This window comes from Enterobacter sp. 04-C-12-SI-ECC (genome assembly GCF_047530715.1).
Classification (GTDB): Bacteria; Pseudomonadota; Gammaproteobacteria; order Enterobacterales; family Enterobacteriaceae; genus Enterobacter; species Enterobacter bugandensis.
In genome coordinates this window covers 1-20,092 of sequence record NZ_JBLKDI010000029.1, presented here as the reverse complement: position 1 = coordinate 20,092, position 20,092 = coordinate 1, and the positions used below count along the sequence as shown (strand labels likewise).

Annotated in this window: 16 protein-coding genes and 2 pseudogenes; 7 read left to right on the top strand and 11 right to left on the bottom strand. The window is 55.3% G+C overall.

Annotation, left to right across the window (positions count from 1 at the left end; genetic code table 11):
* Nucleotides 1–5 precede the first annotated feature (5 nt).
* From ACMWL8_RS23585 to nrdG, 4 genes are all read left to right on the top strand, one after another.
* Nucleotides 6–2,603 (top strand): glycoside hydrolase family 38 C-terminal domain-containing protein, encoded by a 2,598-nt coding sequence (locus tag ACMWL8_RS23585; RefSeq protein ID WP_045259611.1) that lies wholly within the window; start codon nt 6–8, stop codon nt 2,601–2,603.
* Nucleotide 2,604: 1 nt separating this feature from the next.
* The gene (locus ACMWL8_RS23580; RefSeq protein ID WP_028015305.1) at nt 2,605–3,177 is read left to right on the top strand and encodes a fructose PTS transporter subunit IIA; all 573 of its coding nucleotides are present in this window, start codon (nt 2,605–2,607) and stop codon (nt 3,175–3,177) included.
* Nucleotides 3,178–3,546: 369 nt separating this feature from the next.
* Complete coding sequence (nrdD, locus tag ACMWL8_RS23575) at nt 3,547–5,685, top strand: anaerobic ribonucleoside-triphosphate reductase (RefSeq protein ID WP_045259612.1); 2,139 nt, start codon at nt 3,547–3,549, stop codon at nt 5,683–5,685.
* A gap of 85 nt (nt 5,686–5,770) precedes the next feature.
* Complete coding sequence (gene nrdG, locus ACMWL8_RS23570; RefSeq protein ID WP_045259613.1) at nt 5,771–6,235, top strand: anaerobic ribonucleoside-triphosphate reductase-activating protein; 465 nt, start codon at nt 5,771–5,773, stop codon at nt 6,233–6,235.
* A gap of 3 nt (nt 6,236–6,238) precedes the next feature.
* Here the strand turns inward: nrdG and ACMWL8_RS23565 are convergent, their stop codons facing one another.
* From ACMWL8_RS23565 to ACMWL8_RS23520, 10 genes are all read right to left on the bottom strand, one after another.
* Nucleotides 6,239–6,523, bottom strand: coding sequence for a type II toxin-antitoxin system RelE family toxin (locus ACMWL8_RS23565; protein WP_045259614.1), 285 nt, complete (start codon nt 6,521–6,523; stop codon nt 6,239–6,241).
* Entirely contained in the window at nt 6,513–6,755 is a 243-nt protein-coding gene (locus ACMWL8_RS23560) for a type II toxin-antitoxin system RelB/DinJ family antitoxin (protein WP_023331889.1), read from the bottom strand. The genes ACMWL8_RS23565 and ACMWL8_RS23560 overlap by 11 nt, the downstream gene beginning before the upstream one ends.
* Before the next feature lie 76 nt (nt 6,756–6,831).
* Nucleotides 6,832–8,742: a BglG family transcription antiterminator gene (locus ACMWL8_RS23555; protein ID WP_045259615.1), complete on the bottom strand. Its 1,911-nt coding sequence runs from the start codon at nt 8,740–8,742 to the stop codon at nt 6,832–6,834.
* Nucleotides 8,743–8,761: 19 nt separating this feature from the next.
* Nucleotides 8,762–9,898 (bottom strand): lactonase family protein, encoded by a 1,137-nt coding sequence (locus ACMWL8_RS23550; RefSeq protein WP_045259616.1) that lies wholly within the window; start codon nt 9,896–9,898, stop codon nt 8,762–8,764.
* A 25-nt stretch (nt 9,899–9,923) separates the two neighbouring features.
* Nucleotides 9,924–10,664 (bottom strand): 2-dehydro-3-deoxy-phosphogluconate aldolase, encoded by a 741-nt coding sequence (gene dagF, locus ACMWL8_RS23545; protein WP_041911457.1) that lies wholly within the window; start codon nt 10,662–10,664, stop codon nt 9,924–9,926.
* Nucleotides 10,661–11,779, bottom strand: coding sequence for a DgaE family pyridoxal phosphate-dependent ammonia lyase (locus ACMWL8_RS23540; protein ID WP_028015299.1), 1,119 nt, complete (start codon nt 11,777–11,779; stop codon nt 10,661–10,663). Before ACMWL8_RS23540 ends, dagF begins: the two co-directional genes overlap by 4 nt.
* Nucleotides 11,763–12,896, bottom strand: a complete 1,134-nt coding sequence (locus ACMWL8_RS23535; RefSeq protein ID WP_045259617.1) for an amidohydrolase/deacetylase family metallohydrolase — start codon at nt 12,894–12,896, stop codon at nt 11,763–11,765. The genes ACMWL8_RS23540 and ACMWL8_RS23535 overlap by 17 nt, the downstream gene beginning before the upstream one ends.
* Nucleotides 12,897–12,938: 42 nt before the next feature.
* Nucleotides 12,939–13,580, bottom strand: coding sequence for a DUF4310 family protein (locus ACMWL8_RS23530; protein ID WP_003856081.1), 642 nt, complete (start codon nt 13,578–13,580; stop codon nt 12,939–12,941).
* A 13-nt stretch (nt 13,581–13,593) separates the two neighbouring features.
* Complete coding sequence (locus tag ACMWL8_RS23525; protein ID WP_023310182.1) at nt 13,594–14,370, bottom strand: DUF4311 domain-containing protein; 777 nt, start codon at nt 14,368–14,370, stop codon at nt 13,594–13,596.
* A 22-nt stretch (nt 14,371–14,392) separates the two neighbouring features.
* The gene (locus tag ACMWL8_RS23520; protein WP_006810338.1) at nt 14,393–14,692 is read right to left on the bottom strand and encodes a DUF4312 family protein; all 300 of its coding nucleotides are present in this window, start codon (nt 14,690–14,692) and stop codon (nt 14,393–14,395) included.
* Nucleotides 14,693–14,940: 248 nt separating this feature from the next.
* Between ACMWL8_RS23520 and ACMWL8_RS23515 the strand changes: the two genes are divergently transcribed.
* Both ACMWL8_RS23515 and ACMWL8_RS23510 read left to right on the top strand, forming a co-directional pair.
* Nucleotides 14,941–16,203 (top strand): IS1380-like element ISEcp1 family transposase, encoded by a 1,263-nt coding sequence (locus ACMWL8_RS23515; RefSeq protein WP_000608644.1) that lies wholly within the window; start codon nt 14,941–14,943, stop codon nt 16,201–16,203.
* A 255-nt stretch (nt 16,204–16,458) separates the two neighbouring features.
* The gene (locus ACMWL8_RS23510) at nt 16,459–17,334 is read left to right on the top strand and encodes an extended-spectrum class A beta-lactamase CTX-M-15 (RefSeq protein WP_000239590.1); all 876 of its coding nucleotides are present in this window, start codon (nt 16,459–16,461) and stop codon (nt 17,332–17,334) included.
* A 46-nt stretch (nt 17,335–17,380) separates the two neighbouring features.
* Here the strand turns inward: ACMWL8_RS23510 and ACMWL8_RS23505 are convergent.
* A pseudogene (locus ACMWL8_RS23505) lies at nt 17,381–17,725 on the bottom strand (WbuC family cupin fold metalloprotein); the annotation flags it as partial.
* A 13-nt stretch (nt 17,726–17,738) separates the two neighbouring features.
* Here ACMWL8_RS23505 and ACMWL8_RS23500 point away from each other — a divergent pair.
* A pseudogene (locus ACMWL8_RS23500) lies at nt 17,739–19,967 on the top strand (Tn3-like element Tn3 family transposase); the annotation flags it as partial.
* Nucleotides 19,968–20,092 lie beyond the last annotated feature (125 nt).

Here is a 20,092-nt window from a genome sequence, read left to right as displayed (position 1 = left end):
AGGTCATGAATCAGATCCACGTCATTGCCCATACGCACTGGGATCAAGAGTGGTATTTCACCCGTCAGGACAGCATGGTGCTGGCGTCATATAACTTTGCGGACGTCATCGACACGCTGGAGCACGACCCGGCTTACAGCTGCTATCACCTTGATGGACAGATGGCGGTGGTAGAGGACTTTCTCGCTATCAATCCCGATTATCGCACCAGGCTGGAGACGCTGGTCAGAGCGAAAAGGATTTTTGTGGGGCCGTGGTATACCCAGACGGATACCTACAACGTGCATGGCGAATCCATTATCCGCAACCTCAAATACGGCATCTTCTCTGCCCGTAAGCTGGGGCACGCCATGCAGGTTGGGTATCTTCCGGATACCTTCGGCCACAATGCGCAGATGCCCACAATTTTACAGGGCTGCAATATCGACAACATCGTCTTCTGGCGCGGCATCGATCACGACAGACAGGCGAAAAGCAGCCAGTTCCTCTGGCGCGCGCCGTCAGGGGCGACCGTTATCGCCTGCGCGATGGCGCTCGGTTATGGCGCGGCTAAAAACATCTCTTCAGACGCGAGCCATTTGCAGGGAAAAATCTTCCCGATGGTCAATCTTCTGCGCTCGCGGGCCGGAATAAATGACCTGCTGCTACCCTGCGGCGGCGATCAGGTCAGCATCGACCCGGCGCTGCCGAAAATCCTGCAGGTCGCCAGCGCACGCTCCCCGGATAAGGACCATTACGTCATCAGTTCGCTGGAGCGCTACGTCGACATTCTGCGCGCGCAGCGTGAACAGTTTGAATTCTGGGAAGGAGAGCTGAAATCGCCGCGCTACACCCGCATCCATAAAACGATCGGCTCCGTGCGCTACGACATTAAAAAGAAAAATGATGCAGTTGAGCAGTTCATCCTGCGGCAGCTGGAGCCGACAATCGCCATGGCACGTCATCAGGGTCTGCCGGTCAACCTCTCGGTGGTCGATACGCTCTGGAAGAAGCTGTTGCGAAGCCATGCCCATGACTCCATCGGCGGCTGTAACAGCGATGCCACCAACCGCGATATTTTGCATCGACTGGAGCAAACCGAACAGCTGTGCCACAGCCTGTGGAATCTGGTGGTGAAAACCCTGGCCGCCGCCTGCGCTCGGGAAGGCGATCTGCTGATTTTTAACCCGCTGGCCACGCAAACGCAGCGCGTGGTGAAAACCACTCTCTATAGCCGCGCTGAAAATATCGCCCTGATGTATCAGGGGCAGGCCATCCCCTTCGACGTCCTGAAAAGAGACGTGTTGCCCGGCGGAACGGCGATCTCCCTTAACGCCGAAGGCGAGTGTGAAACGCCCCTTCCCCCTTATTACCGCTGGCACGTTGCTGTGAAAACACCGGTTCTGCCGCCGGTCGGCTATCTCAGCGTTAACGTTGAAGATGACCCGGCGCCTTTCCGGCAGCCTCAACAGACAACGGGCAGCGAGATAGAGAATGCACATTATCGATTAACGCTGGACGACGGAACGCTAACCCTGCACGACAAACGCAGCGGCAGATGCATCCCCTCGTTCTTTACCCTTGAAGACTGTGCGGATGCGGGCGACAGCTACGATTTCTCACCGCTTGCGGGCGATACCCCGACGCGATGCGACCATTTCACGCTCGTCGACTGCCTGAAAACGCCGCTTGTCGAAAAGCTGATCGTTGAAGCCACCCTGTTTCTTCCGCCAGATCTCGCCGGACGCCAGGATACTGCCCGAACGCCGTTATCCATTCGTCTGGAGTGTACATTACGCGAAGACGATCCGAACCTGTACGTCGAGGCTTCGCTGGAAAACAGCCACTGCGATCACCGGCTACGTTTACTGATCGGCAGCGATATTCGCACCCGTCACGCTATCGCCTCCCAGCCCTTCGCGATAATCCAGCGCGATACGGGGTGTGAGAGTGGAAACTGGCAGGAGCGCTATCGCGAGATGCCCGTGGATATCGAAACCACCGAAGGCATTATCGCTGTCGCGGAAGCGGGCAAAGCGCTGGTGGTGAATAGTCGCGGTATGAAGGAATTTCAGATTATCGGCAGCGAACCCGCGACGATTGCCCTGACGTTATTTAAAGCGACGGGCGTGCTCGGGCGCAACGATCTCGACTGGCGACCGGGCCGGGCGTCCGGCATTAATAATACGGTGGTTGAGACCCCCGATGCGCAGTTGCTGAAACCGCTGCACTTTTCATTTACCGTCGCGCTGGCCGACAGCGCCGATCATCTCACGCTTCGCCAGCTGGAAAACCAGGCTGCGGGACAGCCCTTCACCTATCAGCGGCAATCGCTACATACGCTCGATCACCGCCTTGAACGCTTTGCGTTGCGTCTGCCCGAGCATCAGCTTCCGGCACAATTCTCATTATTGACCCTGCCGGAGCCGCTAGTCCTTTCTGCCCTGCCCCATGCGCAACGGTCGAATGGCACCGTCGTCCGGGTGTTTAACGCCGGGACGCAGCCGGTTCCTGTCCCGGAAAGTCTCGCGGGGCTACGTCAGATCAACTATCTGGAAGAGCCTGTGCCGCCGGTAACGGCAATCCCCCCTTTCGCAACCTGCGATTTTTTGATGGAGGCTTAATATGAACTTGCTTGCATTGACGCATCCCGATCTGGTTTTTATCAACCCGCCGCACCGTACGCCTGAAGCGCTGATCCGCTGGCTCGCCGAACCGCTCGCCAGGCGAAAAATCATCTGCGATGAAGAAACATTCATCCAGAGCGTGTTACAGCGCGAAAGCGAAGGCCCTACCGCGCTGGGTGAAGCGCTCGCCGTTCCGCACGGTAAAACCGAGGCGGTGCAGCAGGCGGCGTTTTGTCTGGCACTCTTTGACGACCCGATACGCTGGCCGGGGCTGGACGGTGTTGAAGAGGTCAGAATGGTTTTCCTGCTCGCCATTCCGCCCGCGGAAGCAGGCAGTACCCACATGCAGCTGCTGACGACGCTGACCCGTTTATTGATGGAAGATCGAGTGCGTGAGCAGCTTCTGGCGGCGCGCACCCGGGAAGAGGCGATGTCCGCCCTGAGTGATGAAGAACCTCAAAAACAGGATGCGGCCCCTGACCGCTCCCTTCTCATTCCGGTGATACTGGGCAGTATCGCTACCGCAGCCTTTTTACAGGCAGGATTGAGCTGGGCCTGCGGGGGGAGTTAAGCGAACAGCGCTCAGCACACATCGTGCTGAGCGCTTGTTTTTGTTGAATAATTAATCAGATTTTTCCTTCGCGTCTTTACAAAGGCTGAAGCGCCCGCCGTTTGTACTCTCGTCTTTTTACTTTGTTCTGCATCAAATAAATCGCAAACATGTTTGATGCAAATCACTATATGTAGAACTTAAAATGCACGCCGACCCAACATCTTGTATTAATCGTCTACTATTCCAACAACAAGACGGCGCTGACGCTGGCCGGAATTGTGGATAACACGAGCTGGGAACGGGGGAAGTCTTTGGCCCGGCGGGGAATACGTCCGGTGAATACTTCTCCACCTCTGTGGATAACCTGTTTTTAAAAATGGAGTGATCATGACACCGCATGTGATGAAACGTGATGGCTGTAAAGTGCCGTTTAAATCAGAGCGCATCCAGGAAGCCATTCTGCGTGCAGCTAAAGCAGCGGGAGTCGATGACGCAGATTACTGCGCCACCGTCGCAGAAGTCGTTAGCAGCCAGATGACTGAACGCAGCCAGGTCGATATCAACGAGATCCAGACCGCGGTTGAAAACCAGCTGATGGCTGGCCCCTACAAACAGTTAGCCCGCGCCTACATTGAGTATCGCCACGATCGCGACGTGCAGCGTGAGAAGCGCGGTCGCCTGAACCAGGAGATCCGTGGCCTGGTGGAGCAGACCAACTCTGCCCTGCTCAATGAAAACGCCAACAAAGACAGCAAAGTGATCCCGACCCAGCGCGATCTGCTGGCCGGTATCGTCGCCAAACACTATGCCCGCCAGCATCTGCTGCCGCGCGACGTGGTCTCGGCACACGAGCGCGGCGAGATCCACTATCACGACCTCGATTACTCGCCGTTCTTCCCGATGTTCAACTGCATGCTGATCGACCTGAAAGGCATGCTGACCCAGGGCTTTAAAATGGGTAACGCCGAGATTGAACCGCCTAAGTCGATCTCCACGGCGACAGCGGTAACGGCACAGATCATCGCTCAGGTGGCGAGCCACATTTATGGCGGGACCACCATTAACCGCATTGACGAAGTGCTGGCCCCGTTCGTGACGGCGAGCTTCAACAAGCATCGGAAAACTGCCGAAGAGTGGCAGATCCCGGACGCGGACGGCTATGCGCGCTCCCGTACCGAAAAAGAGTGCTACGACGCGTTCCAGTCGCTGGAATATGAAGTGAACACGCTGCACACCGCCAACGGACAGACGCCGTTTGTGACCTTCGGTTTTGGCCTGGGTACCAGCTGGGAATCACGCCTGATCCAGCAGTCCATTCTGCGCAACCGTATTTCCGGCCTCGGTAAAAACCGCAAAACCGCGGTGTTCCCGAAACTGGTGTTTGCCATCCGCGACGGCCTGAACCACAAGTTTGGCGATCCGAACTACGACATCAAACAGCTGGCGCTGGAGTGCGCGAGCAAGCGCATGTACCCGGACATTCTGAACTACGACCAGGTGGTAAAAGTCACCGGTTCGTTTAAAACGCCTATGGGCTGCCGCAGCTTCCTCGGGGTGTACGAGGATGAAAACGGCGAGCAGATCCACGACGGGCGTAACAACCTGGGCGTCATCAGCCTGAACCTGCCGCGCATCGCGCTGGAGGCCAAAGGCAATGAAGCTGAATTCTGGAAACTGCTGGATGAACGCCTGCAGCTGGCGCGTAAGGCGCTGATGACCCGTATCGCACGCCTTGAAGGGGTGAAAGCCCGCGTGGCACCCATCCTCTATATGGAAGGGGCCTGCGGCGTGCGCCTGAAGGCGGACGATGACGTGTCCGAGATCTTCAAAAACGGGCGCGCATCGATTTCGCTGGGCTATATCGGCATCCACGAAACCATCAACGCTCTGTCTGGCGACGCGCATATGTACGATAGCGAGGCCCTGCGCGAAAAAGGCATCGCGATTGTCCAGCGCCTGCGCGACGCGGTTGACCAGTGGAAAGAGGAAACTGGTTACGGGTTTAGCCTCTACAGTACGCCGAGCGAGAACCTGTGCGATCGCTTCTGCCGTCTGGACACCGCCGAGTTCGGGATTGTGGAAGGTGTGACCGACAAAGGGTACTACACCAACAGCTTCCACCTCGACGTCGAGAAGAAGGTCAACCCGTACGACAAGATCGACTTCGAAGCGGCGTATCCGCCGATCGCCAGCGGCGGGTTCATCTGCTACGGCGAGTACCCGAACATTCAGCACAACCTGAAGGCGCTGGAGGACGTGTGGGATTACAGCTACCAGCACGTGCCGTATTACGGAACCAACACGCCAATCGACGAATGCTACGAGTGTGGCTTTACCGGTGAGTTCGAGTGTACGAGCAAAGGCTTCACCTGCCCGAAATGCGGTAACCACGATGCAGCCCGCGTCTCCGTGACCCGTCGCGTGTGCGGCTATCTCGGCAGCCCGGATGCCCGTCCGTTTAACGCCGGCAAGCAGGAAGAGGTGAAGCGCCGGGTGAAACATCTGGGGAATGGGCAGTTCGGTTGAGCCACTGCCACATTTATGCCCGGTGGCGCTACGCTTACCGGGCCTACAATCCGCACTCACACTGTACCCGGCTTGGTTAACCGCTATGAACTACCATCAGTACTACCCCGTCGATATTGTCAACGGCCCCGGCACCCGCTGCACCCTGTTCGTTTCAGGTTGCGTTCACGAGTGCCCCGGCTGCTACAACAAAAGCACCTGGCGCGTAAATTCCGGTATGCCGTTTACCGCTGAAATGGAAGACCGCATCATCGACGACCTGAACGACACGCGCATCAAACGCCAGGGGATTTCGCTCTCCGGCGGCGATCCGCTCCATCCGCAAAACGTGCCGGAGATCCTGAAGCTGGTGAAACGCATTCGCCGCGAGTGCGCGGGAAAAGATATCTGGGTCTGGACGGGATATAAGCTGGAAGAGCTGAATGCTGCTCAGAGGGAAGTCGTGGATTTGATTAACGTGCTGGTGGACGGCAAGTTCGTGCAGGATTTAAAAGACCCGGCCCTGATCTGGCGCGGCAGCAGCAACCAGGTTGTGCATCATTTGCGTTAAACGCTAAAGCCGTTTATTTGCTTCATGATAAACGGCTGATTTCGCTCTCTTTCCGATAGCGATAACAAATACCGTAACTACGTTATCCTGAACCTGATAAACCAAACGATAACCAAGAGATCTGAGTTTTATTTTGTAGCAATCCGGCAGGCCGTGCAGGCGGGCCGATTCAATTCTGGGGTTCACTAAGACGTCAGCAAGTTTCTTTTTAAACTGGCATTTCACCGTATCGCCCAGCTTATGCCACTCCTTTAAAGCCCTCGGGTCGAACTCCAGTTCATAAATCATCCAGACTAACCTTAATTCCCTTTTGTGGATTCGCCAGTCGCTCCCGGACTGTCTGTATCAGTTCATCTTCACTGTCACTGATGGTGACAGTTTTCACCGGCATACGCCCTGTTTCCGCAACGTACTGAAACAGTAACCGCACGGCTTCCGTTGGGGTAATATTGAGTTTTTCCAGCACGGCATACGCCTCATTTTTGAGTTTGTCATCCAGACGGACGTTAAGCGTGGCCATTATGCCTCCAGTAAATCGAATGTGTAATGCAGTTTAGCATTACATTCGCATTACATCGAATTCTGGATAACGCCTCTCAAAACCGGCTCAAACTCTCCATCGCCTCAGCCTTAAACGCCGCAAAATCCTCGCACTGGCACAGGCGCGTCATCGCGCGTTCTCGCAGGAAAGTGACGAAGATGTCGTAAATCGCCATCGCCTCTTCGTACTCGCTTTTGCTGATGGCGAGCAGGAAGATGACGTGCGCCGTTTCATCCCCCCACGGAATACCCTGCGGAGCCAGCACCGTATAGACCACCGTTTTCTGTGCCAGCAGGCCGAGCGAGTGCGGCAGCGCTATGCCGTCGCCGAGCATGGTGCTGACGATAGCTTCACGCTCAACGACCGAATCCAGAAACTCCGCGCCAACAAAGCCTTCGCGTTCAAGCTGGTCACACAGCTCGCGGAACAGCGTTTGCTGGTCAACAGGCTTGTCGAGAATGCGGAAATGGGCCGCGTCGAAGTATTTCTCCAGCATCCACGGGCGGGTGCGGTCCACCAGCACCAGCTTGCCGATCTGCTCCAATTGATAATCGGTCGGGAACGGGGCGATCGTCACCACCGGTTTAGATTTTTCACTCACGCGGGCGGTGGAGATGACAAAGTCTTCGCCGATGGCATCCGCCAGCTCGTATTCGCGCAGAGTGAGCGTGCGCGTCACCTCGATCTGCGGGTATTTGCGCTGGAGCACCGCCTCGATCATGCGCACCATCGCATTACCGGCGTCGCACACCAGCAGCACGCGCGGCTGGCGCTGGTAGCCGATGTTGTAGTGGCGCTCCAGCCCCACGCCGATGTGCAGCACCAGAAAACCAATCTCGTTTTCGCTGATCGCATACGGGGTGTATTTCCCCCAGCTCGATACCGCCGCGAGAGTCATATCCCACGCCATCGGATAGTGCTGCTTGATGTTGTCCAGCAGCGGATTGGGGATCATGATTTGATAGCGCACGCGGGTGATCATGGTTTTGATGTGCGTGAGCAGATCGGCGTGCAGCTGCGCGTCGCTGAGCAGGTTGTAGTTATAGTGGGTGTTGATGTAGCGCAGGATATAGTTGACCAGCGCTTCGTCGTCGTCGGCGTTAATCGCGCTGGGGGCAATCTCCTGAATCTGCCGCGCCGCGATGTGGACGCACAGCCAGCTCTCTTCCGATGGCGCAAGCGCCTTGCCCGCCAGCTCCTGAATGGCCACCGCGATATCCTTCGCCGCCTCGCGCACGTTCTCTTCCACGTCTTCCGCGTGGAATTCCGGCAGCGGATACCCCTCGCTGATGCGCCGCACCGACACCGCGCAGTACAGGCGCAGGAACAGTTCGCCTTCGTCGGTCAGACGAATGTGATGGCGGGTGAGCGCGTCGTGAAGCACGACCACCATCTGCTCCGGTACCCCGGCGTTGAGCGCGACCTCCGTCACCAGCGGGTTAAGGCTGTCCTGCTGCGCCAGCTCCCACAGAAGATCGGTCAGGCAGGCGCGGACCGACATCTCGCTGCCAAACAGCTTCATGCCGTGGCGCGGGCGGGTTTCCAGCGTCAGGTTATAGCGCTGGAACCACTCGCGCACTTCCACCATGTCGCTCTGCAAGGTGGCGCGGCTGACAAACCACTCGTCGGCCAGATCTTCAAGCTTAAGTGAAAACGCCGACGTCAGGAAACGCACCACCAGATAGTGCACGCGCTCCGGTCCCGTTCGGGGAATACGCAGCGCGCGCGGGTGCGATGCCTGCAGCTGCTGATAGCGCTCGGCATCGTCAATTTTAAGCTGGTAGCCGTTACCCCGGCTCAGAATAAACTGCGCGCCGTGGCTCGCCAGCAGCGCGTTCAGGGCGGTGATATCTGCGCGGACGGTTCGCGTGGAGACCGACAGCCGCTGCGCCAGCTCGTCCTGCGGCAGCGTCTCGTTTTGCAACAGATCGAAAAGTTGCGCTAAACGTTGGTTCGGAAATCGCACGTCGTTGTCCTCTTACTGCTCAGGGTGAAATGACCATCTGGGATGGGCTGCCGACCGGGGTATAGTCTGGCTCGGCGCTCAGCTTGCCGTCCGGCGCCACGCGGAAACGGGTAATGTTGTCGCTGCGCTGGTTCATGACGTACAGCCAGCGCCCCTGCTTATCGAGCGTCAGGGTGCGCGGGTAGTCGCCGCGCGTCCAAACATCCTCCTGATGCTTCAGCGTGCCCTCCGCTGTTACGGTAAAGTGCCCGATGCTGTTATGCAAACGGTTCGCCACATACAGCTGTTTACCATCGGCGCTTAGCGCCAGCCCGGCAGCAAAACTGGTGCCTTTGTAACCGTCCGGCAGGGCAGAGACCGTTTTACCCTCTTTCAGTCTGCCGCTGCTGTCCAGCGCATAATGGGTGAGCGTCGACGCCTCTTCGTTAATCAGCCACAGGGCATCGCCTTTCGGCGTAAAAACAAAATGACGCGGGCCGGCGCCTTTTGAGGAGGCGCTGATAAACGGCGGATCGTTCGGCGTGAGCTTTCCGGTTCGATCGTCAAAGCGGTACTGATAGATACGATCCAGCCCAAGATCGGTGGAAAAAACGTATTTCCCGCCCGGATCGGCGGCGATCATGTGCGCATGCGGGCCGTTATGATCGCTGATCGCGAAACTGCCCTCAACGGCCGCTTCCGGCTTCGCCACGCCCGGTTCGCCCTGGTCCTGATGTCTGTCCGTCGCGTCACCCAGGCTGCCGTCCGTGTTGACGGGCAAAACGGCAATCGATCCACTGACGTAGTTCGCCACCAGCAGATGCTTGCCGTTTGGCGTTAGCGAAAGATACACCGGCCCGGCGCCGCCGGAGGCCACCTGATTCAGCTCGCTCAGCTCACCGTTATCGCCGACGCGCAGCGCCTGCACCACGCCCTGCTCAACTTCGCTTGCCAGATACAGCGTTTTACCGTCTTGCGAAAGGGTCAACTGCGCCGCGTTCGGCAGTTTGCTCACCAGCGTTTTATCGTCCAGCGCGCCGGTTTGCGGGTCAACGGTAAAACGGTACAGCCCTTCACCGTTCGGATTATAGGTACCCACCCAGGCGTATTGCGTCTGGGCGATGGCGGCGGTGGCGAGCATTGAGAGTGAAGCGACAAGCAGGTTACGGGTGTGCATGGTGGCTCCTTTATATGTGTGAGTTCTACTTCACCAGCTTCTTCGTCATCGCCAGCAGCGTACGCACATCTTCGGGACGCGTATCGCCGCTGGCTTTGTCGATAATCGAGCTGTAGATGTGCGGGATGATTTTGCTCACGCCCGCGTCGAGGGCGATCTGCAGGATCGCCTCATAGTTTTCCAGATCGATACCCCCCGTCGGCTCCAGCCAGAAGTCGTGACGGGCGCAGGCTTCCGCCACCGCCTGGTATTCGTCACGGCACTTGAGGCCGCCCATCGGGAAGTACTTGATCGAGCTGCCGCCGAAGTCTTTCAGCAGGGCAATCGCCGTTTCAACCGGCACGATGCCGTCCGGCGCTTTACTGCTCAGCGGGCCGGTGGAGATTTTCACCATGCCGACGGTACCGGTCGGAGAGACCAGGCCATTGACCACCGATTCATTCTGCCCCAGCAGCGCGCGGCTCGCGGCCACGCCGGTGAAGACCTGATTAACGTGCTGCGGCTGCACCTGGCGGGAGATCTCGCTCACCATCGCCGACTGGTTCGGATCGCCCGCGCCCAGCCCCACTGAGAGCGCGTTATCAATCAGCGCCGCGTATTCACGCATATCCGCGACCGCGCTCGCCACGTCCGGGTAATTTTTGGAGAGCACGCCCACCAGCACGTGACCTTCCGCCGCCTCATAAATGGCGCTGGCGTTGGCCTTTGAGCCAGCCAGCACGTTCAGGCAGACGCGGTCACGGTAAAAATTGGGGGTCAGTTTCATGCGTTTTTCTCCTGTCCTAATACTTCGCTAATGCGGCGGTAGACGATGTTCAGCTGGTCAGCACTTACGCTGCGCACGTCCGCTTCGATAATCCCTTCGTTGGCCTTGTAGCCACGGAAATAGATGGCGTACTCGCCCTGCTTGAGCGCGTTCACCAGATCACCCGTGCCGACGCCTGTGGTAGCTTCGTCGAACTTAATTTCGGTGCGGGCGATATCGCGACCCGCGCTGTCCCAGACCACGCGGGCGGTGACGCCGTTCAGGGTGTTGAGCGCGTCGATAAACGGCGTCATTTTCGCCACCATCTCGGCACCGCTTTCCTTGGTGGCCGTCAGGTAGTGTTCAATGGCGCAGGTCAGGCCGAGGATCCCCTCTTTACCCACCTTCATGGCGCGGCCAATGCCCGCCGTCTGGCGCTTCACCCACTCGACGTACTGGGTTTTGCCGATCACCAGGCCGCTGGTTGGCCCCTCGATCGCCTTCGCGCCGCTGTAAATCACCAGATCCGCGCCGGAGCGGTAGTACACGTGCAGATCTTCTTCCGCAGCGGCATCGACGATCAGCGGCAGGGAGTGTTTACGTGCGACGACTGCCGCCTGCTCGACGCTGAGCATGCTTTTCTGCACGCAGTGGTGCGATTTGATGTAGAGGATCGCCGCCGTGCGCGGGGTGATGGCCGCCGCCAGCTGGTCGGCGGAACATTCGTTGGCGTAACCCGCTTCCACCAGCTTGCCGCCGCCCAGAGCCACCATGGTGCCGACCGGCGCGCCAAAGTTAACGTTGTGGCCTTTCGGCAGGACGATTTCATTGTTCTCGATTGGGGTGACGTGCAGGTTTTCCAGCAGCCAGTCGCTGTCTTTCACCAGCACCGCCGCCACGGACTGGGCGATGCCCGCCGACGCGCAGGAGACCACCGTCGCGCCTTCCACATCCAGCAGCTTCGCGATGTATTCCCCGGTTTTATTGACCAGATCCTTCATCTCGAAGTAATGATTCATGCCGTCCATCGCCGCCTGCACTACTTCCGGGCGCGGCGTGGAGACGCCCAGCGCCGTCATGCGGCCAGAGGTGTTGATAACCTGCTTTAAATTATACTTCTCATAAATCGAAGGCATGTTCCGTGCTCCCTTGTTCGGTCATGTAGCCCTTGCCCGCGCGGATCGCGGCAAGCGGCACCAGAATATATTCAGCCTGCAGGCTGTCGTTTTCAGCGTCCGTCAGCACCGTTGGCTGGCGTTTAATCGTGAACAGCGTCAGGTCGGCGTCGAGACCCGGCTGGATGCGGCCCTTGCGCGTCAGGCGCAGGCCGTCGGCGGCGTTCGAGGTCACGCAGTCAATCACCTGCGGCAATGACATGCCAATGGCGAGAAACTTCGACATCACGCTTGCCAGCGAGCCCACCGGACCGTTGATGCGGTTGCGGCAGTAGATATCCGAGCTGATGGTGTGCGGCAGAATGCCCATCGCGATGGCGCGTTTCGCCACCTCAAAGCTAAAGCTCGCCGTACCGTGGCCGACGTCCAGACGCACGCCACGCTTCAGGGCGGAGGTGATGGAGGCGCGCAGCTCACCGGACGGCGTCAGAATGCGGTTTGGCTTGCCGTTGTAGCAGTGGGTAATGATGTCGCCCGAACTCAAGAGTTCAGCGATTTCATCGAGGTTCGGCGGGTTATTGCCGATGTGCACCATCAGCGGCAGGTCGCCGTTCTCTTTCTGGATCGCTTTGGCGCGCTCCAGCGGCGTGATGCCGTTTTCACCGACCACGCTGCTGCTCATGCGCGCCTTCAGGCCGACAATAAAATCAGGGTGGCGCTTCACCGCCTGCTTCACCGCATCGGCGTCAATGTTTGCCATGTTGGCCAGTTCGTTCTGGGCAATCAGCCCCACGCGGGAGATATTCAGCAGGGCAAAGACGTCGGTGGAGGCTTTGCGGGTGATTTCATAAAAATCGTCCACGTCGTCGGCCCCGGTACTGCCCGCGTCCACCACGGTAGTGACGCCGGTGGTAATACCCACGCTGTCCGGCTCGTCGTGGTAAATCGGTGAGTTCGGGTAGCAGTGAACGTGGGAGTCAATCCAGCCCGCGCTAACGTACACGTCACCGTTAAGCTCAACCGTTTTACGGGCGGGAGCGTCAATTTCGCCCGTCGCGGCGATCTTCCCGTCCTGAATGGCGATATCGGTCAGGGTATCGTCGGCGAGGCGCGCACGGCGCAGGAGTAAATCAAACATGAGGATCTCCTGATAGGGCGGGCGCCGGAGCGCCCGCGGGTATTAAAGGGCGACCGGGAACAGCCAGCCCAAAATCATTGCGCCGAGGATGGCGCCACCGGTAATCGGCTTCTGCCAGATGTAGAACAGCAGCGCGCCTACCAGCGAACCGACGCCGATTGGAATGGAGGCGGTCATCGCGCTGAGGATAATCAGCGGCCCGAGGAAGCGGCCGGAGGCGTTACCCGCGCCCATCATCACGTCTGCGCCGTAGGTGGAGTTGCTCTGGTTGATGGTGAACTTACGCGCCAGGATGATGACGTAGCCAATCGCCAGACCAATCACCAAGCCGGTAATCAGCGAGGCAATGAAGTTGGTCACCGGGAACATGATCCCCGCGCCCAGCAGCAGCGCCGGTACGCCGAGGCCCACGCCGGTCTGGATCGCCCCACCGATGTCGAGAATACCCACCAGCGACCCTTCAATGATGCGGGCGAACAGGAAGCTCGCGCCGAACGCCGCCACCGCGCCGTAGACGCCGGTATCGATGCCCGCTTTCAGCATCGCCACGAAGGCCACTTCGTTAAACGCGCCGATGCCGTAGAGGTAGTACATGTGCGTCCCGGCGAAGACGCCGGAGGAGAGCAGGCCAACGAAGATCGGGAACGACCAGTCGGCATACCAAAAACCTTTATTCTGTTCCATTTAGAGGCTCCTGTTATTTACCGCTGAGCGAGTTGTGGATCATGTCGAGCCAGTTCGGCACGGTCAGATGGAAGGATTCGATCATCTTCATGTCGAAGCCGCGGAAGAAGCCGCTCAACACGAACAGCAGCACGATCGCCGCCATCATCACTTTGGTGACGTGGTTCCAGCCGCTCTCCTCAACGCCTTTACCGATCAGGATGCCGAGAACCAGACCCGGTACGGCGTTCCCCATGATCAGCTGCGCCGCGCCGCCGAAGATGGTGGCCCAGAAGCCCGATTTTTTACCCGCGTCGATGGCCGCCAGCCAGAAGATCACCGGCATCACGGTGTTAACCAGCAGGTTTGCGGCAGGCACCAGCACCTTCACGGCGGTAACCTGCAGCGCTGCCGGCACGGAGGAGGCGGTCAGGTTCAGGAAGGTGACGACGAGCATGCCAATCACGCCGCAGGCAATCGCCATTTTGCGGGGATCGTGCAGCGTTTCGCCGACGTTACGGTTTTTGATCATCAGTGCAGCAGCACCCCAGTTCGGGATGATGCGGTGGTCAACGTCCTGTGTGAAGGCACCCGCAGCCACGGAAGAGGCCCAGGCGTTAAAGAAGAAACCTAATCCAAAGGAGAAGTGGGACGCCGGATCCCCTTCACAGGAGTTCAGTTCCCCCAACGTACGAAACGCGCCCATACCCTGAGTGGTAGGCGCATGAAACATGCGTGCAGCCCCGGCTCCGACACCGACGCCAACCAGGCCGCCAATGATGAGCGATTTTATTAATATAATTAAGAACATCAGTCTGCCCTTTTATGAATAATCAGCGTTGCGTGACGAAATCCACCTGGTCGAGATTGATGGCAGTCACGTTGACGGTCACATCCAGCTCCACGCTGTAGGTGCGTCTTTCCCGGCGCAAAAAGAAGAACAGAAACGCTTCTTTACGCACCGCTTCTTGCGCCTGAACAACCTGCACATCCTGTGGCTCAATACGCAGTAAGATATGCGGTGAGGCTTTCATCACCGCGGCCTGAACGTGGTTGAGCGCGTCGGCAAAGGCGCGCGCTTTGGCGTCGCCCTTCCCCTTCACTCTCACCGTGGTTGTGAACTGTTCTTTCATGCTTATGCGCCGTATTTCTTCTGCCACGCCTGCACCAGACGCTCGCCCAGCTCTTCTTTATCCCTAGATTCTACGTCAGTACTTCAAAAAGCATAATCAAAGCCTTGATAAATATGCATTCCTTCGAAATTCAGCTTTCACCCATTGGGTGAAAGAAAAGTGCTCAAAAATATGTTAAATTATCAGCTTTTATGACTCGATATATGGTAAAATAATAGTAAGAAAAGTAGTAAAAAGGGGTTCTAATTATGATTAATAAAATTGATTTCAAAGCTAAGAATCTAACATCAAATGCAGGTCTTTTTCTGCTCCTTGAGAATGCAAAAAGCAATGGGATTTTTGATTTTATTGAAAATGACCTCGTATTTGATAATGACTCAACAAATAAAATCAAGATGAATCATATAAAGACCATGCTCTGCGGTCACTTCATTGGCATTGATAAGTTAGAACGTCTAAAGCTACTTCAAAATGATCCCCTCGTCAACGAGTTTGATATTTCCGTAAAAGAACCTGAAACAGTGTCACGGTTTCTAGGAAACTTCAACTTCAAGACAACCCAAATGTTTAGAGACATTAATTTTAAAGTCTTTAAAAAACTGCTCACTAAAAGTAAATTGACATCCATTACGATTGATATTGATAGTAGTGTAATTAACGTAGAAGGTCATCAAGAAGGTGCGTCAAAAGGATATAATCCTAAGAAACTGGGAAACCGATGCTACAATATCCAATTTGCATTTTGCGACGAATTAAAAGCATATGTTACCGGATTTGTAAGAAGTGGCAATACTTACACTGCAAACGGTGCTGCGGAAATGATCAAAGAAATTGTTGCTAACATCAAATCAGACGATTTAGAAATTTTATTTCGAATGGATAGTGGCTACTTTGATGAAAAAATTATCGAAACGATAGAATCTCTTGGATGCAAATATTTAATTAAAGCCAAAAGTTATTCTACACTCACCTCACAAGCAACGAATTCATCAATTGTATTCGTTAAAGGAGAAGAAGGTAGAGAAACTACAGAACTGTATACAAAATTAGTTAAATGGGAAAAAGACAGAAGATTTGTCGTATCTCGCGTACTGAAACCAGAAAAAGAAAGAGCACAATTATCACTTTTAGAAGGTTCCGAATACGACTACTTTTTCTTTGTAACAAATACTACCTTGCTTTCTGAAAAAGTAGTTATATACTATGAAAAGCGTGGTAATGCTGAAAACTATATCAAAGAAGCCAAATACGACATGGCGGTGGGTCATCTCTTGCTAAAGTCATTTTGGGCGAATGAAGCCGTGTTTCAAATGATGATGCTTTCATATAACCTATTTTTGTTGTTCAAGTTTGATTCCTTGGACTCTTCAGAATACAGACAGCAAATAAAGACCTTTCGTTTGAAGTATGTATTTCTTGCAGCAAAAATAATCAAAACCGCAAGATATGTAATCATGAAGTTGTCGGAAAACTATCCGTACAAGGGAGTGTATGAAAAATGTCTGGTATAATAAGAATATCATCAATAAAATTGAGTGTTGCTCTGTGGATAACTTGCAGAGTTTATTAAGTATCATTGCAGCAAAGATGAAATCAATGATTTATCAAAAATGATTGAAAGGTGGTTGTAAATAATGTTACAATGTGTGAGAAGCAGTCTAAATTCTTCGTGAAATAGTGATTTTTGAAGCTAATAAAAAACACACGTGGAATTTAGGGACTATTCATGTTGTTGTTATTTCGTATCTTCCAGAATAAGGAATCCCATGGTTAAAAAATCACTGCGCCAGTTCACGCTGATGGCGACGGCAACCGTCACGCTGTTGTTAGGAAGTGTGCCGCTGTATGCGCAAACGGCGGACGTACAGCAAAAACTTGCCGAATTAGAGCGGCAGTCGGGAGGCAGACTGGGTGTGGCATTGATTAACACAGCAGATAATTCGCAAATACTTTATCGTGCTGATGAGCGCTTTGCGATGTGCAGCACCAGTAAAGTGATGGCCGCGGCCGCGGTGCTGAAGAAAAGTGAAAGCGAACCGAATCTGTTAAATCAGCGAGTTGAGATCAAAAAATCTGACCTTGTTAACTATAATCCGATTGCGGAAAAGCACGTCAATGGGACGATGTCACTGGCTGAGCTTAGCGCGGCCGCGCTACAGTACAGCGATAACGTGGCGATGAATAAGCTGATTGCTCACGTTGGCGGCCCGGCTAGCGTCACCGCGTTCGCCCGACAGCTGGGAGACGAAACGTTCCGTCTCGACCGTACCGAGCCGACGTTAAACACCGCCATTCCGGGCGATCCGCGTGATACCACTTCACCTCGGGCAATGGCGCAAACTCTGCGGAATCTGACGCTGGGTAAAGCATTGGGCGACAGCCAACGGGCGCAGCTGGTGACATGGATGAAAGGCAATACCACCGGTGCAGCGAGCATTCAGGCTGGACTGCCTGCTTCCTGGGTTGTGGGGGATAAAACCGGCAGCGGTGGCTATGGCACCACCAACGATATCGCGGTGATCTGGCCAAAAGATCGTGCGCCGCTGATTCTGGTCACTTACTTCACCCAGCCTCAACCTAAGGCAGAAAGCCGTCGCGATGTATTAGCGTCGGCGGCTAAAATCGTCACCGACGGTTTGTAATAGCGGAAACGGAATGGGGAAACTCATTCCGTTTTTGTTTATCGCCTTAGACGGCAAAAGTGCTGTCGCCCACCTGCGCTTGCGCATACCAGGCCATAAGCTCCGTGGTTCCTGGTTCTCCTTCCGCTGGAGCCCAGTGCGCATAGTCATCGGCAGCCACGGGTTGATAGCCACCGTGTTTTACTTCAAAAATTATGCCACCGGTATCCAGCGACAGCACGGCATGCCAGGTTCCTGCGGCCATCTCCAGCACCGTACAGGTTTCCCCCAATATCGCCCGATGGGTGACGGTACCCCGATCGTCAAAATTCAGCACCACGAAACGACCCCTTAATGGCAACAGTAGCTCGAAGGTGTGAGGGTGTCGGTGCGGGCGCACGTAGGTCCCAGGTCATATTCCTTCCGGCGTCCGGCATTTTACCGCCAGACAGCTCGGGATTCGTGATATCACCGTTCTTGCAGAATACGGTCAGAGGGAAAATACCCGCCGTGAGCATGCAGCGCTGATACGTCAGCACTATCAGTATCGTGAATTTGCCTGGCCCTGGACATTTCGCCTTACCCGTCTTTTATATACCCGGAGCTGGATAAGCAACGAACGTCCTGGCCTGCTTTTCGATCTGGCGACAGGGTGGCTTATGCAACATCGTATTATTCTCCCCGGAGCCACTACGCTGACCCGGTTGATTTCAGAGGTAAGGGAAAAGGCGACGTTGCGCCTGTGGAACAAACTGGCACTGATACCGTCAGCCGAACAGCGTTCACAGCTGGAGATGCTGCTGGGGCCAACTGATTGCAGCCGCCTGTCTTTACTGGAATCACTGAAAAAGGGCCCTGTGACCATCAGTGGTCCGGCGTTTAATGAAGCAATTGAACGCTGGAAAACTCTGAACGATTTTGGCCTGCATGCTGAAAACCTGAGTACACTCCCGGCTGTGCGCCTGAAAAATCTCGCACGTTATGCTGGTATGACTTCGGTGTTCAATATTGCCAGGATGTCACCGCAGAAAAGGATGGCGGTTCTGGTTGCCTTTGTCCTTGCATGGGAAACGCTGGCGCTGGATGATGCATTGGACGTTCTGGACGCCATGCTGGCCGTTATCATCCGTGACGCCAGAAAGATTGGGCAGAAAAAACGGCTCCGCTCGCTGAAGGATCTGGATAAATCTGCATTGGCGCTCGCCAGCGCATGTTCGTACCTGCTGAAAGAAGAAACACCGGACGAATCGATTCGTGCTGAGGTGTTCAGCTACATCCCAAGGCAAAAGCTGGCTGAAATCATCACGCTTGTCCGTGAAATTGCCCGGCCCTCAGACGATAATTTTCATGAAGAAATGGTGGAGCAGTACGGGCGCGTTCGTCGTTTCCTGCCCCATCTGCTGAATACCGTTAAATTTTCATCCGCACCTGCCGGGGTTACCACTCTGAATGCCTGTGACTACCTCAGCCGGGAGTTCAGCTCACGGCGGCAGTTTTTTGACGACGCACCAACGGAAATTATCAGTCGGTCATGGAAACGGCTGGTGATTAACAAGGAAAAACATATCACCCGCAGGGGATACACGCTCTGCTTTCTCAGTAAACTGCAGGATAGTCTGAGGCGGAGGGATGTCTACGTTACCGGCAGTAACCGGTGGGGAGATCCTCGTGCAAGATTACTACAGGGTGCTGACTGGCAGGCAAACCGGATTAAGGTTTATCGTTCTTTGGGGCACCCGACAGACCCGCAGGAAGCAATAAAATCTCTGGGTCATCAGCTTGATAGTCGTTACAGACAGGTTGCTGCACGTCTTTGCGAAAATGAGGCTGTCGAACTCGATGTTTCTGGCCCGAAGCCCCGGTTGACAATTTCTCCCCTCGCCAGTCTTGATGAGCCGGACAGTCTGAAACGACTGAGCAAAATGATCAGTGATCTACTCCCTCCGGTGGATTTAACGGAGTTGCTGCTCGAAATTAACGCCCATACCGGATTTGCTGATGAGTTTTTCCATGCTAGTGAAGCCAGTGCCAGAGTTGATGATCTGCCCGTCAGCATCAGCGCCGTGCTGATGGCTGAAGCCTGCAATATCGGTCTGGAACCACTGATCAGATCAAATGTTCCTGCACTGACCCGACACCGGCTGAACTGGACAAAAGCGAACTATCTGCGGGCTGAAACTATCACCAGCGCTAATGCCAGACTGGTTGATTTTCAGGCAACGCTGCCACTGGCACAGATATGGGGTGGAGGAGAAGTGGCATCTGCAGATGGAATGCGCTTTGTTACGCCAGTCAGAACAATCAATGCCGGACCGAACCGCAAATACTTTGGTAATAACAGAGGGATCACCTGGTACAACTTTGTGTCCGATCAGTATTCCGGCTTTCATGGCATCGTTATACCGGGGACGCTGAGGGACTCTATCTTTGTGCTGGAAGGTCTTCTGGAACAGGAGACCGGGCTGAATCCAACCGAAATTATGACCGATACAGCAGGTGCCAGCGAACTTGTCTTTGGCCTTTTCTGGCTGCTGGGATACCAGTTTTCTCCACGCCTGGCTGATGCCGGTGCTTCGGTTTTCTGGCGAATGGACCATGATGCCGACTATGGCGTGCTGAATGATATTGCCAGAGGGCAATCAGATCCCCGAAAAATAGGGCACTGTTGCAAATAGTCGGTGGTGATAAACTTATCATCCCCTTTTGCTGATGGAGCTGCACATGAACCCATTCAAAGGCCGGCATTTTCAGCGTGACATCATTCTGTGGGCCGTACGCT

What these genes read in the sequence shown, in the direction of transcription:
- ACMWL8_RS23585 (WP_045259611.1), top strand. Translation starts at nt 6, where the DNA reads ATGAATCAGATCCACGTCATTGCCCATACGCACTGGGATCAAGAGTGG.
- ACMWL8_RS23580 (WP_028015305.1), top strand. Translation starts at nt 2,605, where the DNA reads ATGAACTTGCTTGCATTGACGCATCCCGATCTGGTTTTTATCAACCCG.
- nrdD (WP_045259612.1), top strand. Translation starts at nt 3,547, where the DNA reads ATGACACCGCATGTGATGAAACGTGATGGCTGTAAAGTGCCGTTTAAA.
- nrdG (WP_045259613.1), top strand. Translation starts at nt 5,771, where the DNA reads ATGAACTACCATCAGTACTACCCCGTCGATATTGTCAACGGCCCCGGC.
- ACMWL8_RS23565 (WP_045259614.1), bottom strand. Translation starts at nt 6,523, where the DNA reads ATGATTTATGAACTGGAGTTCGACCCGAGGGCTTTAAAGGAGTGGCAT.
- ACMWL8_RS23560 (WP_023331889.1), bottom strand. Translation starts at nt 6,755, where the DNA reads ATGGCCACGCTTAACGTCCGTCTGGATGACAAACTCAAAAATGAGGCG.
- ACMWL8_RS23550 (WP_045259616.1), bottom strand. Translation starts at nt 9,898, where the DNA reads ATGCACACCCGTAACCTGCTTGTCGCTTCACTCTCAATGCTCGCCACC.
- dagF (WP_041911457.1), bottom strand. Translation starts at nt 10,664, where the DNA reads ATGAAACTGACCCCCAATTTTTACCGTGACCGCGTCTGCCTGAACGTG.
- ACMWL8_RS23540 (WP_028015299.1), bottom strand. Translation starts at nt 11,779, where the DNA reads ATGCCTTCGATTTATGAGAAGTATAATTTAAAGCAGGTTATCAACACC.
- ACMWL8_RS23535 (WP_045259617.1), bottom strand. Translation starts at nt 12,896, where the DNA reads ATGTTTGATTTACTCCTGCGCCGTGCGCGCCTCGCCGACGATACCCTG.
- ACMWL8_RS23530 (WP_003856081.1), bottom strand. Translation starts at nt 13,580, where the DNA reads ATGGAACAGAATAAAGGTTTTTGGTATGCCGACTGGTCGTTCCCGATC.
- ACMWL8_RS23525 (WP_023310182.1), bottom strand. Translation starts at nt 14,370, where the DNA reads ATGTTCTTAATTATATTAATAAAATCGCTCATCATTGGCGGCCTGGTT.
- ACMWL8_RS23520 (WP_006810338.1), bottom strand. Translation starts at nt 14,692, where the DNA reads ATGAAAGAACAGTTCACAACCACGGTGAGAGTGAAGGGGAAGGGCGAC.
- ACMWL8_RS23515 (WP_000608644.1), top strand. Translation starts at nt 14,941, where the DNA reads ATGATTAATAAAATTGATTTCAAAGCTAAGAATCTAACATCAAATGCA.
- ACMWL8_RS23510 (WP_000239590.1), top strand. Translation starts at nt 16,459, where the DNA reads ATGGTTAAAAAATCACTGCGCCAGTTCACGCTGATGGCGACGGCAACC.